At 70.5% G+C, this 16,421-nt stretch carries 14 protein-coding genes; 12 read left to right on the top strand and 2 right to left on the bottom strand.

Going from position 1 to position 16,421, the window contains the following annotated elements; all coding sequences use genetic code 11:
- Nucleotide 1 precedes the first annotated feature (1 nt).
- The 12 genes from MDN94_RS20055 (at nt 2) to MDN94_RS20000 (ending at nt 13,155) form a co-directional block, all read left to right on the top strand.
- Nucleotides 2-820, top strand: a complete 819-nt coding sequence (locus MDN94_RS20055; RefSeq protein ID WP_482727268.1) for an MlaE family ABC transporter permease — start codon at nt 2-4, stop codon at nt 818-820.
- Between the two features lie 6 nt (nt 821-826).
- Nucleotides 827-2,095 carry an MCE family protein gene (locus tag MDN94_RS20050; protein WP_482727267.1) on the top strand — a complete coding sequence of 423 codons (1,269 nt, stop codon included), beginning with the start codon at nt 827-829 and terminating at the stop codon, nt 2,093-2,095.
- On the top strand, nt 2,092-3,129 hold the full coding sequence (locus MDN94_RS20045) for an MCE family protein (RefSeq protein WP_482727266.1): 1,038 nt from the start codon (nt 2,092-2,094) through the stop codon (nt 3,127-3,129). Before MDN94_RS20050 ends, MDN94_RS20045 begins: the two co-directional genes overlap by 4 nt.
- Nucleotides 3,126-4,127: an MCE family protein gene (locus MDN94_RS20040; RefSeq protein ID WP_482727265.1), complete on the top strand. Its 1,002-nt coding sequence runs from the start codon at nt 3,126-3,128 to the stop codon at nt 4,125-4,127. Before MDN94_RS20045 ends, MDN94_RS20040 begins: the two co-directional genes overlap by 4 nt.
- Entirely contained in the window at nt 4,124-5,281 is a 1,158-nt protein-coding gene (locus tag MDN94_RS20035) for an MCE family protein (RefSeq protein WP_482727264.1), read from the top strand. The genes MDN94_RS20040 and MDN94_RS20035 overlap by 4 nt, the downstream gene beginning before the upstream one ends.
- Entirely contained in the window at nt 5,278-6,573 is a 1,296-nt protein-coding gene (locus MDN94_RS20030; RefSeq protein ID WP_482727263.1) for an MCE family protein, read from the top strand. The genes MDN94_RS20035 and MDN94_RS20030 overlap by 4 nt, the downstream gene beginning before the upstream one ends.
- Nucleotides 6,570-7,841 carry an MCE family protein gene (locus MDN94_RS20025; protein WP_482727262.1) on the top strand — a complete coding sequence of 424 codons (1,272 nt, stop codon included), beginning with the start codon at nt 6,570-6,572 and terminating at the stop codon, nt 7,839-7,841. The genes MDN94_RS20030 and MDN94_RS20025 overlap by 4 nt, the downstream gene beginning before the upstream one ends.
- Nucleotides 7,838-8,524, top strand: coding sequence for a hypothetical protein (locus tag MDN94_RS20020; protein WP_482727261.1), 687 nt, complete (start codon nt 7,838-7,840; stop codon nt 8,522-8,524). The genes MDN94_RS20025 and MDN94_RS20020 overlap by 4 nt, the downstream gene beginning before the upstream one ends.
- Nucleotides 8,525-8,582: 58 nt before the next feature.
- Nucleotides 8,583-9,353, top strand: coding sequence for a hypothetical protein (locus MDN94_RS20015; protein ID WP_482727260.1), 771 nt, complete (start codon nt 8,583-8,585; stop codon nt 9,351-9,353).
- Nucleotides 9,354-9,546: 193 nt separating this feature from the next.
- Nucleotides 9,547-10,386 carry a TIM barrel protein gene (locus MDN94_RS20010; RefSeq protein WP_482727259.1) on the top strand — a complete coding sequence of 280 codons (840 nt, stop codon included), beginning with the start codon at nt 9,547-9,549 and terminating at the stop codon, nt 10,384-10,386.
- 35 nt (nt 10,387-10,421) lie between these two features.
- Nucleotides 10,422-11,312, top strand: coding sequence for a 2-hydroxy-3-oxopropionate reductase (locus MDN94_RS20005; protein WP_482727258.1), 891 nt, complete (start codon nt 10,422-10,424; stop codon nt 11,310-11,312).
- Between the two features lie 385 nt (nt 11,313-11,697).
- Entirely contained in the window at nt 11,698-13,155 is a 1,458-nt protein-coding gene (locus MDN94_RS20000) for a catalase (protein ID WP_482727257.1), read from the top strand.
- 568 nt (nt 13,156-13,723) lie between these two features.
- Here the strand turns inward: MDN94_RS20000 and MDN94_RS19995 are convergent.
- Complete coding sequence (locus MDN94_RS19995; RefSeq protein ID WP_482727256.1) at nt 13,724-14,302, bottom strand: YdeI/OmpD-associated family protein; 579 nt, start codon at nt 14,300-14,302, stop codon at nt 13,724-13,726.
- A gap of 81 nt (nt 14,303-14,383) precedes the next feature.
- Complete coding sequence (gene gcl / locus MDN94_RS19990; RefSeq protein WP_482727255.1) at nt 14,384-16,171, bottom strand: glyoxylate carboligase; 1,788 nt, start codon at nt 16,169-16,171, stop codon at nt 14,384-14,386.
- Nucleotides 16,172-16,421 lie beyond the last annotated feature (250 nt).

The raw sequence follows: 16,421 nt of genomic DNA, 5'->3' as shown, positions 1-16,421 counted from the left end.
GATGCCGCTGATCAATCGTCTGCTGCCGCCGCAGCTCGAGGAGCTGGGCAGGCAGCTGGTCTTCTACGGCCGTTCGCTGGCCTGGACCGGCCGGACACTGCGCCGCTACAAGAAGGAGATCCTCCGGCTGCTCGCGGAGGTGAGTTTCGGGCGCGGGGCGCTCGCCGTCGTCGGCGGGACCGTCGGGGTGATCGCGTTCCTGTCGTTCTTCACCGGCACCGAGGTCGGCCTCCAGGGCTACGCGGCGCTCAACCAGCTCGGCACGTCGAACTTCGTGGCCTTCCTCTCCGCGTACTTCAACACCCGGGAGATCGCGCCCCTGGTGGCGGGCCTGGCGCTGTCCGCGACGGTCGGCGCCGGGTTCACCGCGCAGCTGGGCGCGATGCGGATCAGCGAGGAGACCGACGCGCTGGAGGTGATGGGCGTCCCGTCGCTGCCGTTCCTGGTGACGACGCGGATGATCGCCGGTTTCGTCGCGGTGATCCCGCTCTACGTGGTGGGGCTGCTGTCCTCGTACTTCGCGGCCCGCACCATCACCACCGGCTACTACGGGCAGTCGGCAGGCACCTACGACCACTACTTCCAGCAGTACCTGCCGCCGGTCGACGTCCTGTGGTCCTTCGGCAAGGTGATCGTCTTCGCCGTCGTGATCATCCTGGTGCACTGCTACTACGGCTACTACGCGAGCGGCGGCCCGGCCGGTGTCGGGGTCGCCGTGGGCCGCGCCGTGCGCACGTCGATCGTGGCGATCAACATTCTCGACTTCTTCCTCAGCCTGGCGATCTGGGGCGCCAACACGACCGTACGGATAGCGGGGTAAGGGCCGATGAGCAGAGAGGGAAGCGCCGCGGCGCACGCCGGCCGACTGCGGCTGTACGGGATGGTGTTCCTCGCCGTCATCGCGCTGCTGCTGTCGCTGGCGGTGGCCACGTACCAGCAGGTGTTCACGTCGGTCGTGCGCGTCACGCTGGAGGCCGACACGCTGGGCAACCAGCTCGATCCGAGAGCCGACGTCAAGCTGCGGGGACTGCTCGTCGGCGAGGTGCGCGAGGTGCGGGCCGACGGGGATAAGGCGACGCTCGACATCGCGCTGAAGCCGGAGCACGTGTCGCGCATCCCGGCCGATGTGCACGCCCGGCTGCTGCCGAAGACGCTGTTCGGCGAGAAGTTCGTCGACCTGGTGGTGCCGGGCGGCTCCTCGGGCCGGCACATCCGGGCCGGGGACGTCATCACCCAGGACCGCACCCGGGCGGGCATCGAGGTGCAGCATCTGATGAACGATCTGCTGCCGCTGCTGCGCACCGTTCGGCCCGCCGATCTCAACGCCACGCTGCACGCGTTCTCCACCGCGCTGGAGGGGCGGGGCGACCGCATCGGCGACAACCTCGTACGGCTGGAGCGCTATCTGGCCGAGCTCAACCCCCATATGCCCTCCCTCCAGGAGGACATCTCCCGCTTCGCCGATGTCGCCGAGGTCTACGGCGACGCGGCACCGGACCTGATGAACATCCTGCGCGACTCGGTCACCACGAGCCGCACCATCGTGGAGAAGCGCGAGCAGCTGGCCGCCGCCCTGACGGGAACGGCGAAGGTCGCCGGCACGGCGGAGCAGTTCTTCGACGACAACGGCGAGCGGCTGATCACCCTGGGCCGTGTCTCCCGCCCGACGCTCGCCCTGTTCGCCCGCTACTCGCCCGAGTACCCGTGCCTGCTCGAAGGCCTCGAGCGCCAGAGCAGGGAGTCGGAGAAGGCGTTCGCGGGCGGCGAGATGCGCATCACCCTCGAATTCGTCCATCCGCGACCCGCGTACCGACCCGGTGAGGAACCGCGCTATGCCGAGCGCTCCGGCCCGAACTGCCGAGGCATCCCTGGCCCTTCCGTGCCGGCGGGGCACACCAAGCTCGACGACGGTACGAAGGACGTCGCTGCCGGCGGCCCGCCAGGAGCCGGGCCGGTCTCCGCGACGGCGGCGGAGCAGCGGGCCGTGGGCTCGCTGGTCGCGCCGGTCCTGGGGGTGCCCGCCGACCGGGTTCCCGCCGTGGCGACGCTGCTGTTCGGGCCCATGGCACGCGGGACGGCGGTGAGTGTGGCATGAAGGCGTCACGAGCCACCGCGACCGCGGCACCGTTGGTCAAGTTCCTTCTCTTCGCCGCGGTGACGGTCCTGGCGACGACGCTGCTCGCGGCGACGATCGTCAACATCTCCTTCACCCCGGAGCACACCTACCGTGCCGTGTTCAGCGATGTCACCAGCCTCGAGGAGGGTGACGACATCCGCGTCGCCGGAGTGCGCGTCGGCGAGGTCGAGGCCATCCGCATCAAGGACCGCACGCTGGCGGAGGTGACGTTCAGCGTCACCCGCGACCGGCCGCTGCTGACCAGCACCGGAGCGGTCATCCGCTACCGGAGCCTGGTCGGACAGCGCTACGTCGCCCTGACGGAGGGCGCGGGCGACGGCACACGGCTGAAGCCCGGCGCCACCATCCCGCTGGCCCGGACCCAGCCGGCGCTCGACCTGAACGCCCTGCTCGGCGGCTTCAAGCCGCTGTTCGCCGCGCTCAGTCCGAAAGACGTCAACCAGCTCGCCACCGAGATCATCAAGACGTTGCAGGGCGAGGGCGGAACGGTCGACAGCCTCCTCGCGCACACCGCGTCCCTGACCACGACCCTCGCCGACCGGGACGAGCTGATCGGGTCGGTGATCGACAACCTCAACACCACGCTGCAGACCCTCGACAACCGAGGCGCCCGGTTCTCCGGACTGCTCAAGCAGCTCCAGCGGCTGATCTCCGGCCTGTCCGCCGACCGCAAGCCGATCGGGTCCTCACTGGAGAACATCGGCGCGCTGACCGAGGCGACCTCCGGTCTGCTCGAGGACGCACGGCCGCCGCTGCGGGGCGACATCGCCGAGCTGAGGGACCTGACCAAGACGCTGAACGACAACGAGAAAACCGTGGAGGGCGTGCTGAAGCGGCTGCCGAACAAGCTCGACAAGCTGACGGGGACCGCCTCGTACGGTTCCTGGTTCAACTTCTACCTCTGTGACTTCGACGGCCGGATCGTGCTGCCGAAGACCCGAGAGGTGATCACCCCGGAGCTGCACGTGGCGCGGGCGAGGTGCGGCGGATGAAGATACGGCTCCTTCCCCGCACACCGTTCCGCGACCGCAACCCGGTCGTGATCGGCGCGGTCGGCCTCACCACGCTCGCACTGCTGACGACCGCCGCGTTCAACGCCGACAGCCTGCCGGTGATCGGCAACGGCGAGACGTACAGCGCGGCCTTCTCGGAGGCCGGCGGACTCAAGCCGGGTGACGAGGTGCGCATCGCCGGGGTCAAGGTCGGCAAGGTCGACGCGGTCGACCTCGACGGAGACCATGTGAAGGTCACCTTCAAGGTCAAGGGCGAGCCGGAGTTCGGCACGAGGACCGGCGCGGCCATCCGAATCAAGACGATCCTGGGCGCGAAGTACCTCGCCCTGCATCCGAAGGGGTCGGGACAGCTTCGGCCCGGCAGCGAGATCCCGCTGGAGCGCACCACCCCGGCCTACGACGTCGTCCAGGCCTTCAGCGATCTGACGACGACCAGCGAAAAGGTCGACACGGAGCAGTTGGCGAAGGCTCTGGACACGATCTCGACGACCTTCGAGGACTCGCCCGAAGAGGTACGTGCGTCCATCAAGGGCCTGTCGAGGATCTCGAAGACGGTGGCCTCGCGTGACGAGGATCTGCGCGAGCTGCTGAAGCACGCCGACTCGGTCACCAAGATCCTCTCCGAACGGTCCGGTGAGTTCACCACCCTGGTCAAGGACGGCGACGCGCTGTTCAAGGAGATCACACGGCGCCGGGCGGCGATCCACGCGCTGCTCAAGAGCTCGGCCGCACTCGGCATTCAGCTCTCCGGCCTGGTCGCGGACAACGAGAAGGAGATCGGCCCGGCGCTGAGCGGGCTGAACCAGGTGGTGCGGATGCTGGAGCGCAACCAGGCGAGCCTCGACCGCAGCGTCGCGCTGCTCGCCCCGTACGTGCGGGTCTTCACCAACACCCTCGGCAACGGCCGCTGGTTCGACAGCTACATCCAGAACATGGTCGCCGCTCCGGTGGTCCCCCGGACAGGAGGCTCGCGATGAAGGGCCGTATCCGCTTCGACCCGAAGGGCCGTACGGCCCGGCTGACGGCCGCCGCCGTCGTCGCGGCGCTGCTGGTCTGCGCCGCGGTCGTACTGTGGCCACGAGAGGAGCCGGTCCGCGTCACCGCGTACTTCCCGCGCACCGTGGGCATCTACCCGGGCTCGGACGTGCGGGTGCTCGGCGTACGCGTCGGTGAGGTGACCGAGATCGTTCCCGAGGGCGGCCGGGTGCGCGTGGAGCTCGAGTACGAGCCCGGGCGCAGGATTCCCGCCGACGCCCAGGCCGCCATCATCAACTCCTCGGTGGTCAGTGACCGTTACGTGCAGATGCTGCCGGTGTACCGGGGCGGGCCCGTGATGCGCGACGGCGCGGTGATCCCTCAGAGCCGCACGGCCGTGCCGGTGGAGCTGGACCGGGTCTTCGACAGCCTCCACACGACGGCCGAGGCGCTCGGTCCGAAGGGCGCCAACGAGGACGGCTCGCTCGCGCGGCTGCTGGGGGTGAGCGCCGCCAATCTCGACGGCCAGGGCGACCAGCTGCACGGGACGGTGGAGGATCTGTCCCTCGCCGTCACCACGCTCTCGGACGGCCGGGACGACCTGTTCGGGACCGTACGCAATCTTCAGGTGTTCACCGCGGCGCTCGCGGCCGACGACAAGAGCGTGCGGTCGTTCAACGACAGCCTCGCGGCGGTCGCCGATCAGCTCGCCGGGGAGCGCAAGGACCTCGCGGCGGCCCTCAGGCATCTGGGGGCGGCGCTCGGCGACGTCTCCCGGTTCGTGAAGAACAACAAGAAGGCGCTGACCGAGGACGTGAAGGGACTCAGCAAGGTCACCAAGGTGCTGGTGACCCAACGGGCGGCGCTGGCCGAACTGCTGGAGGTCGCGCCCACCGGCCTTTCCAACCTCCAGAACGCCTACAACCCGTCCTCCGGAACTCTCGACACCCGCAACAACCCCGATCATTCGCAGGATCCGGCGGCGCTGCTGTGCTCGCTGCTGAGGACGACGGGCGATGCGGGGGGCGAGAACCCCGACTGCGCGGAGCTGGACGAGCTGTTCGACGCGCTGCCCGAGGTGCCGCACGCCGGCGCGGTGCCGGGCTCCGGCCAGGTCGACCGGACGCTCGGCGGAATCCTGGAGGCACGCGCATGAGCGCACCCCGCATGCACCGGGCCGTGGCCCTGGCCACCGCCATGGGCTCCGTACTGCTCACAGGTTGCGACTTCAACGGCCTGTACGACGTGGACCTGCCCGGAGGCGCCGCCGCCGACGGCAAGGCCTACCACGTGACGGCCGACTTCAGGGACGTCCTCGACCTGGTACCGCAGTCGGCGGTGAAGGTCAACAACGTCACCGTGGGTGCGGTCGAGAAGGTGGAACTGGTCGGCTGGCACGCTCGGGTACGCCTGCGTATCGCGGACGACGTGAAGCTGCCCGGCAACGCCGTCGCAGAGCTGCGGCAGACCAGCATGCTCGGCGAGAAGTACGTGGCCCTGTCCCCGCCGGTCGGCATCGAGGCCAGTGGGCGGCTCACCGACGGTGCGCGCATCCCGCTGTCACGCACCGGACGCAACCCCGAGATCGAGGAGGTGCTCTCCGCCCTTTCCGCACTGCTGAACGGCGGCGGCGTGGCGCAGCTCAAGACGATCACCGTCGAGCTGAACAAGGCGTTGGAGGGCCGGGAGAACCGGGTCAAGGACCTGCTCGGCGAGCTGGACACGTTCATCGGCGGGCTCGACAAGCAGCGCAAGGAGATCGTCCGGGCGCTCAAGGGCATCGACCGGCTGGCGAAGCGGCTGGCCGCGGAGAAGAAGACGATCGCGCAGGCCGTGGACACGGTGCCCGGCGCGCTGAAGGTCCTGGCCGACCAGCGCAGCGACCTGACGGCGATGCTGACCTCGCTCTCCGAGCTGGGGAAGACGGGCACCAAGGTGATCAACACCTCCCGCGCGGACACGGTGGCCAACCTCAAGAGCCTCCAGCCGATCCTGCAGCAGTTGAACAAGGCCGGCAGCGATCTCCCCGATTCCCTGGAGCTCCTGACGACCTATCCGTTCCCCCGGAACGTGACCGGCGCCATCAAGGGCGACTACGTCAACCTCAAGATCACCGCGGATCTGGACCTCGCGAGCGTCTACGGCAACCTCGCGGAGCAACCGCCGGGCCCGGGCGGTCCGCAGACACCGGAGCCGCCGCAGCTTCCCGGCACGCCCGATCTGCCCGAGGTGCCCGGCCTGCCGCGAGCGCCCCTGCCGACCACGCCCCCCGAGGTTCCCGGCGCGCCGACGCCGGGCGCACCGACGCCCCCCGGCGGCGACGGGCCGCTGTGTCCGCCGGTGTGCACCGGCAGCCAGGTCGCCCACACGGGCGGCGACGGACGGCGGCTGCCCGCGGGGATCGACCTGGCACTGGCCGAACTGATGCTGAAGGGGATGCAGCCGTGATCACACGTACGGTCAGGGCCCAGCTGATCGCCTTCGCCGCTGTCACAGCGGTGGGTTGCTCGTACGTCGGCGCCCGCTACACCGGCCTGGTGGACAGCGTGCTGGACCGCGGCTACACCGTGCGGGCCGACTTCGCCGATTCCGGTGGCATCTTCCAGGGCGCCGAGGTCACCTACCGGGGCGTTCCGGTGGGCCGGGTCGGGGAGCTGCACCTCGCCGGCACGGACGGTGTCTCCGTGGCGCTGGACATCGAGGACGGAACCCGGATACCGGCGGACACGCTGGCCGTGGTGGCGAACCGTTCCGCGGTCGGCGAGCAGTACGTCGACCTCCAGCCGCGCCGCTCCGGCGGCCCGTATCTGAACGAGGGCAGCGAGATCCCGCGCGCCGACACCAGGGTCCCGCTGCCCACTACGGCGCTCGTCCTCAGCCTGGACCGGCTGGTCAACTCGGTCGGCAAGGACGATCTGCGGGTCACGGTCGACGAACTCGGCAAGGCGTTCGCCGGCACCGGGCCGCATCTGAGCAGGCTGGTGGACTCCGGGAACCTGCTGGTCGAGTCGGCCTCCGAGAACCTTCCGGAGACGACTTCGCTCATCGAGGACTCACGTGTGGTGCTGAAGACCCAGAGCGACAAGGGGTCGGCCATCAAGTCGTTCTCCCGCGACCTGGCCGCGCTGACCGCGGAACTGAAGGCACGCGACGGTGATCTGCGGCGGCTGGTCGGCAACACCGCCCCGGCGGCGCAGGAGGTCGACTCGCTGCTGAGGTCCAACGAGACGCATCTGCCGGTGCTGCTCTCCAACCTGATCAGCGGCGGCCAGGTCACGGTGGCGCGCCTGCCCGGTGTCGAGCAGGCGCTGGTGACGTTCCCGGTGATCGTCGCCGGCAGCTACACCGTGATCCCCGGCGACGGCACCACCCACTTCGGCATGGTCGTGAACGCCGACGACCCGCCGCCGTGCCGAAAGGGGTACGGCACCCAGCGGCGCGACCCGGCGGACACGTCTCAGCGGCCCGCCGACACCGGGGCGCGCTGCACCGAGCCGCGCGGCAGCGGCACCTCCGTGCGCGGCGCGCAGAACGCGCCGGGCCCTGCGCGGTCCGGCGGCGCGCGGCAGGCGGCGCACGTCACCCCGTACGACCCGGAGACCGGCACCCTCGCCGGGCCGGGCGGCACGCTCCTCGAGATCGGCTCGACGGGCGGAGAACTGAGCACGTCCGGAAAGGACTCGTGGCAATGGCTGCTCGTGGGACCGATGGCATGAGCGCGGACGACGCACGCGAGGACACCGCGCCCGTGGACGCGGCACGCGGCGAAAGCGCGGCGGAGGACGGCGTCGGCAAGGGCAGCGCGCCCGAGGAGAGCGCCCCCGGGGACACCGCGGGCGAGGACGACACGCCCCGAGGGCGGCGGCCCCGGCTCTTGGCGGCGCTGCGGCGGATCGGCGGCAGGACAGCCGCGGCCGCGCGGCGCGGCAGGGCACTGCCGGCCACGCTCGCCGTGGCGACCGTAGCGGTCACGGCCCTCAGCGGCTGGCTGTGCGTCGAGGTGTACGAGCAGCGCGCGCAGGCGCAGCGGAACCAGGACATCCTGGCCGCCGCCCGCCAGTCCGCGCTGAACTTCACGTCGCTGGACTACCGGCACTACGAGCGGGACAGCGCGAACGTGCTGAAGGGCGCGACGGGCGACTTCAAGGAGCAGTTCGCCGCGCAGACAGGCGAGTTGACCAAGCTGGTCGCCGCAAACAGGTCCGTCTCGGAGGGACAGGTGCTCGAGGCGGGCATAGCGCGGGCCGACGAGCGCTCGGCGCGGGTGCTGGTCGTCGCCGACAGCAAGGTGACGAACGAGGCCGCGCCGGAGGGGCAGTCCCGTACCTACCGGCTGCAGCTCGATCTCGTCCTCGAGAAGGGCCGCTGGCTGACGTCCGATGTCGAGTTCGTCGGCTGACCCGGCGGGCGGCACGCCCGAGCTCACACCCGTACCAGCAGTAGTGAGGAGCAAGACCGTGGCGAACCCGACCATCCGGGGCCGTGGCTCCACCTCTCCCGGCCGTCGTGCCATGTCGGCGGCCGCGCGTGCGGCCGCAAAGCGGTCGGACAGGGTCCGGCCGGGTCCGGGCGGCTCCACCGTGCTCGATCCACCGCGTGCCCCGGCTTCCAGGCGGCTCGAGGCCCCCGACGACGCGTCGCAGGCCCGCCGGGACGAGAACCAGCATGTGGGGCCTGTCGTACTGGCGGATGAGGCCGCGGCGCTCCTGCCCGAGCGCCGTCGACGCCGGCGGGCCCGGCTGTGCGCCCTGCTGGCCGTCCTGGTGGTCCTCGGGCTGACCGCGGTGGGCGTGGTGGGGTGGGAGTACGCCGAGGGGCGGCGTGCCGACGCGGCACGGACCGAGGCGGTCGCGGCGGCGAGGAAGGCGGCGCCCGTGGTGCTGTCGTACGACCACCGCAGGCTGGAGGCGGACTTCGCCGCGGCGCGCGGCCATCTGACCGGCGCCTTCGAGGAGGAGTACGCCAGGACCACGAGCAAGGTGGTGGGGCCCACCGCGAAGAAGTACCGCGGGGTCGTCAAGGCGAGCGTGGCCGCGCCCCCGGACGGCGGCGCACCCGCCGCTTCGGTGGTGTCCGTGTCGCCCGACCGGGCCGTGGTGCTGCTGTTCGTCAACCAGGTCACCACCAGTACCCAGGTCAACGGGTCGCGGGTCGACCTGAACCGGGTCCGGATGACGATGGTCCGTACGTCGGGCGGCTGGAAGGTGAGTGCCGTCGACGCGCTCTGAGGACCATCCCCAGGACGCGGGGGACGCCCCCGCACGCCTCCCGAGCAGGGACGGAAGAAGGCCTGACCCGCCTTCCGACGGCCCGCTCGGGAGGCGCTTTTTCGTGGTCGCTCTTGACAGCTGTGACTCCGCCCGGAGATTATTCCGTCAGACAGAAAGAGACTTCCGCAATACGGAAGGGGCGCACAACCCCATGGGATACAGCGACCACCGCTACGACGTGAACCTCTCGATCCTCTTCACGGAACTCCCGCTGCTGGAGCGCCCGGCAGCCGCCGCCGCGGCCGGCTTCACCGCGGTCGAGCTGTGGTGGCCGTGGATCGAGACCCCCACCCCGCCGCAAGCCGAACTCGACGCCTTGAAGAAGGCACTCGACGACGCCGGCACCCAGCTGGTGGGACTGAACTTCTACGCCGGGCAGCTGCCCGGCCCCGACCGCGGCGCGCTCTCCGTGCCCGGCGACGAGTCCGACCGCTTCCGCGCCAACATCGAGGTGGCGGCGGACTTCGCGGCGTCGGTGGGCTGCAAGGCCCTCAACGCCCTCTACGGCAACCGCGTCGACGGCGCCGACCCGCAGGTCCAGGACGCCCTGGCCCTGGAGAACCTGGTGCTCGCCGCCCGCGCCGCCGACCGCGTCGGGGCGATCCTGCTGGTCGAGACGCTCAACAAGCCCGAGTCGCCGCTGTACCCGCTGGTCAGCGCCCCGGCGGCGATCGACGTGATCGACAAGGTCAACGCCGCCACCGGCCTCGGCAACGCCAAGTTCCTCCTGGACATCTACCACCTGTCCATGAACGGCGAGGACGTCGCCCGGGTCATCGACGACTACACCGAGAAGACCGGTCACGTCCAGATCGCCGACAACCCGGGCCGCGGCGCCCCCGGCACCGGCTCGCTCCCGCTGGAGCAGCTCCTCGACGGCCTCAAGAAGGCCGGTTACGAGGGCTGGGTCGGCCTGGAGTACAAGGCCGGCGACCGCCCGAGCGCCGGGTCGTTCGACTGGCTGCCGGCCGGGGCGCGCGCCGCCCGCTGACTTCCCCTGCACGCTTTTTCAGAGAGGTACCCCCGATGAGCACCCTCCCCAAGATCGCATGGATCGGACTCGGCATCATGGGCTCCCCCATGTCCGAGAACCTGCTGAAGGCGGGCTACTCCGTCACCGGCTACACGCTCGAGCAGGACAAGCTCGACCGCCTCGCGGCGGCGGGCGGCACAGCGGCCGGCTCGATCGCCGAGGCCGTCAAGGACGCCGACGTCGTCATCACGATGGTCCCGGCCTCCCCGCAGGTCGAGGCCATCGCCTACGGCCCCGACGGCATCCTCGAGAACGCGCGCCGGGGCGCGCTGCTGATCGACATGTCCTCGATCACCCCGCAGACCTCCGTCGACCTGGCGAGGAACGCGGCCGACAAGGGCATCCGCGTCCTCGACGCCCCCGTCTCCGGCGGCGAGGCCGGCGCGATCGAGGCCGTGCTCTCGATCATGGTCGGCGGCGAGCAGGCCGACTTCGACACCGCCAGGCCGATCCTGGAAGCGCTCGGCAAGACCATCGTGCTCTGTGGCCCGCACGGCTCAGGCCAGACGGTGAAGGCCGCCAACCAACTGATCGTCGCCGTCAACATCCAGGCGTGCGCGGAGGCCGTGGTCTTCCTGGAGAAGTCCGGCGTCAACCTCTCGGCGGCGCTCGACGTGCTGGGCGGCGGCCTGGCCGGCTCGACGGTCCTGACCCGTAAGAAGGACAACTTCCTGAACCGGGACTTCAAGCCGGGCTTCCGTATCGACCTGCACCACAAGGACATGGGCATCGTCACCGACGCCGCTCGCAACGTCGGCGCGGCACTGCCCGTCGGCGCGGTCGTGGCCCAGCTGGTCGCGTCGCTGCGCGCCCAGGGCGACGGCGGCCTGGACCACTCGGCCCTGTTGCGCGGGGTGGAGCGCCTCTCGGGCTCGCAGGCCTGACCCCGCCGGCGCCCGCGCCGCCCCCGGGGACGACGGCCGGCCCATGACGGGCCGGCCCACCACGGGCGGCGGCCCATGCCACGGCCGGCCCTCACGCGGCGCCAGCCGTCCAGGGCCCCCGCCCAGGCCGATCACGGCCCCGTGGAGCGGCCCCGACCCGTGATCAGCCCCCACCATGCACCGCCGTCCATGGCCCCTGCCCAGGCTGACCACGACCCCGCAGACTTCCGGTCGGTGTCGGCGCCGACACCTGTCCTGTCGCGCCCAGGCGTCGACACCGACCGGAACCCCTCCCTTCGTTTTCAACAAACTGTTGACGTTTCGTTCGGCTCGTATTTACGCTCCTCGAACCGTCCCCAGTGCAGCTCCCGTACGGAAGGTCACGATGTCGAAGCGCGTGCTTACGACCGAGTCCGGCGCCCCCGTCGCCGACAACCAGAACTCCGCCACCGCCGGCGTCGGTGGCCCCATCCTCCTTCAGGACCAGCACCTGTTGGAGAAGCTCGCGCGCTTCAACCGTGAGCGCATCCCGGAGCGCGTGGTGCACGCACGCGGCTCCGGCGCGTACGGGTACTTCGAGGTGACCGACGACGTCACCGGCTACACGAAGGCGGACTTCCTCTCCCAGGTCGGCAAGCGCACGGAGACGTTCCTGCGCTTCTCCACCGTCGCCGACTCCCTCGGCGGTGCGGACGCCGTCCGTGACCCCCGCGGCTTCGCCGTGAAGTTCTACACCGAGGAGGGCAACTACGACCTCGTCGGCAACAACACCCCGGTGTTCTTCATCAAGGACCCGATCAAGTTCCCCGACTTCATCCACTCCCAGAAGCGTGACCCGTTCACGGGCCGTCAGGAGCCGGACAACGTATGGGACTTCTGGGCGCACGCCCCGGAGGCGACGCACCAGGTGACCTGGCTGATGGGCGACCGCGGCATCCCCGCCTCGTACCGCCACATGAACGGCTACGGCTCACACACCTACCAGTGGACCAACGAGGCGGGCGAGGCCTTCTTCGTGAAGTACCACTTCAAGACCAACCAGGGCGTGCGCTCGCTCTCCTCCGAGCAGGCGGCGGAGCTGGTCGGCAAGGACGCCGACTCGCACCAGACGGACCTGCTCCAGGCCATCGAGCGCGGGGTGAACCCGTCCTGGACGCTGTACGTGCAGGTCATGCCGGCGGCTGAGGCGGCCGACTACCGCTTCAACCCGTTCGACCTCACCAAGGTGTGGCCGCACGCCGACTACCCGTTGCAGCGGGTCGGCCGTCTGGTCCTCGACCGCAACCCGGACAACGTCTTCGCGGAGGTCGAGCAGGCCGCGTTCTCACCCAACAACTTCGTTCCGGGCATCGGCCCTTCGCCGGACAAGATGCTCCAGGGCCGGCTGTTCGCCTACGCCGATGCCCACCGCTACCGCCTCGGTGTCAACCACACCCAGCTGCCGGTGAACGCGCCGAAGGCGACGGTCGCGGAAAACTACGGCCGTGACGGCCTCATGGCGACCCGCAACGGCTCGCGCCACGACAAGAACTACGAGCCCAACTCCTACTCCGGGCCCGCCCAGAGCGACGCGGCGCTCTCCGCCCCGCTCGCCGTCCACGGCTGGACGGGCACCCACGAGGCGCCCGCGCACACCAAGGACGACGACTTCTTCCAGGCGGGCGAGCTGTACCGGCTGATGTCCGAGGAGGAGAAGGGCCGGCTCGTGGCCAACATCGCGGGCGGCCTCTCCCAGGTCACGCGCGACGACGTCATCGAGAAGAACCTGGCCCACTTCCACGCCGCCGACCCCGAGTACGGCAAGCGCGTGGAGGAGGCGGTCCGCGCCCTGCGCGAGGACTGACAGCGAGACCCGCGCCCGGGGACCGACCGGAGGTCGGCCCCCGGGCGTGAGCCCGCGGCACGGACCCGGATGAGGGGTGGTGCGTGCAGCGGGCTGAAGCGAGGACCGCGGCGGCGTGCGATGCCAGTGCGGTGGTGAAGGCTCCCGGACCCGTTCTGACCTGAAGAACGTTGTCCGCGGCAGCCGATCGCCCCGCCGCGGTCCCCTCTTCACGCACCAGCAGGATCCCGCCCGCGGCGCGAACGACCGGTCCTTCACGCCGCATCGCGGCTTCGCCGCTTCGGGCGGCGACCCCACCAAGACCCCGCCCGGCGGCGCGAACGTCCTGTCGCGCCAGCCTCGCACCGTCGGGCGGCATCAACTTCACAGACAGGGTGCACGGCCCGGTACGGTCCCGTGCCGCGCGCCCGAGATCAGGGTCCGGCCATCGCACAGCGGCCGGGCCCTGGTCCGCGTTCCGGTCGCGCACCGGGGCTGTCCGAGGCCGCGCGGCGGTCGGCGCACCGCATCACCGGAGCCCGGCACAGCGATTCGGCGCACCGAGCTGCCCGTCGGCAGGCGCGGCGGGTCAGCGAACCGGGCCACCGGAGGCCAGCGCGGCGAGCGTCCGCTCCAGGCGGGCCTTGCGGGTGCGGTCCGTCCGGGCCTTCAGCAGGCCGAGGACGATCTGGTACCGCTCCGTCCTGCCGAGGCTCTCGAACGCCTCCCGCGCCCGCGGGTTCTCCCGCAGGGCGGCCGTCAGGTCCGGTGGCACGTCGGCGTCGCGCTGCGACGCGTACGCGGCCTCCCAGCGGCCGTCCCCCTCCGCGGCGGCAACCTCCGCGAGTCCCGCCTCGCGCATCCGGCCCGCGGCCTTCAGCTCCTCGACGCGTTTGACGTTCACCTGCGACCACGTGCTGCGCGGCCGGCGGGGGGTGATCTTCTGGAGGTAGCGGACGTCGTCGCGGGAGCGTCGCAGGCCCGTGATCCAGCCGTAGCAGAGCGCCGCGTCGTTGACGTCGCCCGCGCTCGGCGAGGGCACGCCGGACCCCTTCTTCGCCAGTTCGACCCACAGCCCGGGTGCGGTCCCGTGGTGCTCCTCGAGCCATGCCTCGAGCTCCGGCAGGCCGGCGAAGGCGAGCAGCGGCAGTCCGTCCAGCGTTTCCATGCGCTCACGCTAGCGCGGGCGCATGCCGGAAGGGCCCGGTCCGCCGATGCGGACCGGGCCCTTCGGGGGCTTGCGGTGCGGTCAGACCTTCAGCGGCCTGATCGCGGTCGGAGCGTGGCCCGGCTCGGTGGCGATCTCCTCGAACTCGGTGACGTCACTGATGTCAGCGGTCTTGCTCATCGCGATATTGGTGACGCGCTCCAGAATCGCCTCGACCACGACCGGGACCCGGTACTCGGCGGCGATCTTCTTCGCCTCCTCGAAGGCCGGCAGCAGCTGGTCCGGCTCGGTGACGCGGATCGCCTTGCAGCCGAGGCCCTCGACGACCTTGACGTGGTCGACGCCGTAGACGCCGATCTCGGGGGAGTTGATGTTCTCGAACTCCAGGTTGACCTGGAAGTTGATGTCCAGGCCGGCCTGCGCCTGACGGATCAGGCCCAGGTAGGAGTTGTTCACCAGGACGTGGACGTACGGGATGCGGTGCTGCGCGCCGACGGCCAGTTCCTCCAGCATGAACTGGAAGTCGTAGTCGCCGGACAGGGCGACGACGGAGGCCTCCGGGTCGGCCTTGGCCACACCGAGCGCGGCGGGGATCGTCCAGCCGAGCGGGCCGGCCTGACCGCAGTTGATCCAGTGGCGCGGCCGGTAGACGTGCAGCATCTGGGCGCCCGCGATCTGCGAGAGACCGATGGTGGTGACGTACCGGGTCTCGGGTCCGAACGCGCGGTTCATCTCCTCGTACACGCGCTGCGGCTTGAGCGGCACGTTGTCGAAGTGCGTACGCCGCTGGAGCGTCGCCCTGCGCTCGTTGGTGGCGTCGACCCACTCCCTGCGGTCGGGCAGCCGGCCGGCGGCCTTCAGTTCCTTCGCGACCTCGACGAAGAGCTCCAGGGCGGCCTTCGCGTCGGAGGCGATGCCGTAGTCGGGGGCGAAGATCTTGCCGATCTGGGTGGGCTCGATGTCGACGTGGACGAACTTGCGTCCCTTGGTGTAGACGTCGAGCTTGTAGCCGGTGTGACGGTTGGCCCAGCGGTTGCCGATGCCGAGGACGAAGTCGGACTCGAGGAAGTTCGCGTTGCCGTAGCGGTGCGACGTCTGGAGTCCGACCATGCCGGCGTTCAGCTCGTGGTCGTCGGGGATGGTGCCCCAGCCCATCAGAGTGGGGATGACGGGCGTGCCGGTGATCTCGGCGAACTCGACGAGCAGGTCGGAGGCATCGGCGTTGATGATGCCGCCGCCGGCGACGATCAGCGGACGCTCGGACTCCAGCAGGAAGCCGATGGCCTTCTCGATCTGGGCCCGGGTCGCGGCCGGCTTGTAGACCGGCAGCGGCTCGTACGTCTCCGGGTCGAAGTCGATCTCCGTGAGCTGGACGTCGATCGGCAGGTCGATCAGCACCGGGCCGGGGCGGCCGGAGCGCATCAGGTGGAAGGCCTGCTGGAACACGCCGGGGACCTGCGCGGCCTCCAGCACGGTCGTGGCGGCCTTGGTGACCGGCCCCGCGATCGAGGCGATGTCGACGGCCTGGAAGTCCTCCTTGTGGATCACGGAGGTGGGGGCCTGGCCGGTGATGCACAGGATCGGGATGGAGTCGCCGATCGCCGAGTACAGCCCGGTGATCATGTCCGTGCCGGCGGGGCCGGAGGTGCCGATGCAGACGCCGATGTTGCCCGGCCGGGTACGGGTGTAGCCCTCGGCCATGTGTGACGCGCCCTCGACGTGGCGGGCGAGGGTGTGGTCGATGCCGCCGCCGGCCTGGAGGGCTTTGTAGAAGGGGTTGATCGCTGCGCCCGGCACACCGAACGCGTGGGTGACGCCTTCACGCTTGAGGATCTCAACTGCCGCACGGGCGGCGGTCATTCGAGGCATGGGGTGCTCCTGCTTCGGCCTGTCGGATCTGGTCGGAACGGTCGGAACGTGCTCTGTCGCGCCACCTGAGAGCCGATATTCCGTATTATGGAAGTTCAGTTTTGCTATACGGAAGCAATGTAGGGCGCGCTCCGGGCCACGTCAAGGGACGCCCGCCACAGCGGCCGACGGCCCGCCGAGTCGGCGAAGTACCTCGCCAACGGGGCGCCGTTGATGGACGATGGGGGCAACCGAGGAGAGGGAGAGAGCC

The organism is Streptomyces sp. WAC00040 (assembly GCF_056835925.1).
The sequence above is the reverse complement of the archived record's forward strand: the minus strand, read 5'-3'. Positions and strand labels throughout refer to the sequence as shown.

What these genes read in the sequence shown, in the direction of transcription:
- MDN94_RS20055 (WP_482727268.1), top strand. Translation starts at nt 2, where the DNA reads ATGCCGCTGATCAATCGTCTGCTGCCGCCGCAGCTCGAGGAGCTGGGC.
- MDN94_RS20035 (WP_482727264.1), top strand. Translation starts at nt 4,124, where the DNA reads ATGAAGGGCCGTATCCGCTTCGACCCGAAGGGCCGTACGGCCCGGCTG.
- gcl (WP_482727255.1), bottom strand. Translation starts at nt 16,171, where the DNA reads ATGCCTCGAATGACCGCCGCCCGTGCGGCAGTTGAGATCCTCAAGCGT.
- MDN94_RS19995 (WP_482727256.1), bottom strand. Translation starts at nt 14,302, where the DNA reads ATGGAAACGCTGGACGGACTGCCGCTGCTCGCCTTCGCCGGCCTGCCG.
- MDN94_RS20000 (WP_482727257.1), top strand. Translation starts at nt 11,698, where the DNA reads ATGTCGAAGCGCGTGCTTACGACCGAGTCCGGCGCCCCCGTCGCCGAC.
- MDN94_RS20050 (WP_482727267.1), top strand. Translation starts at nt 827, where the DNA reads ATGAGCAGAGAGGGAAGCGCCGCGGCGCACGCCGGCCGACTGCGGCTG.
- MDN94_RS20040 (WP_482727265.1), top strand. Translation starts at nt 3,126, where the DNA reads ATGAAGATACGGCTCCTTCCCCGCACACCGTTCCGCGACCGCAACCCG.
- MDN94_RS20030 (WP_482727263.1), top strand. Translation starts at nt 5,278, where the DNA reads ATGAGCGCACCCCGCATGCACCGGGCCGTGGCCCTGGCCACCGCCATG.
- MDN94_RS20005 (WP_482727258.1), top strand. Translation starts at nt 10,422, where the DNA reads ATGAGCACCCTCCCCAAGATCGCATGGATCGGACTCGGCATCATGGGC.
- MDN94_RS20045 (WP_482727266.1), top strand. Translation starts at nt 2,092, where the DNA reads ATGAAGGCGTCACGAGCCACCGCGACCGCGGCACCGTTGGTCAAGTTC.
- MDN94_RS20020 (WP_482727261.1), top strand. Translation starts at nt 7,838, where the DNA reads ATGAGCGCGGACGACGCACGCGAGGACACCGCGCCCGTGGACGCGGCA.
- MDN94_RS20010 (WP_482727259.1), top strand. Translation starts at nt 9,547, where the DNA reads ATGGGATACAGCGACCACCGCTACGACGTGAACCTCTCGATCCTCTTC.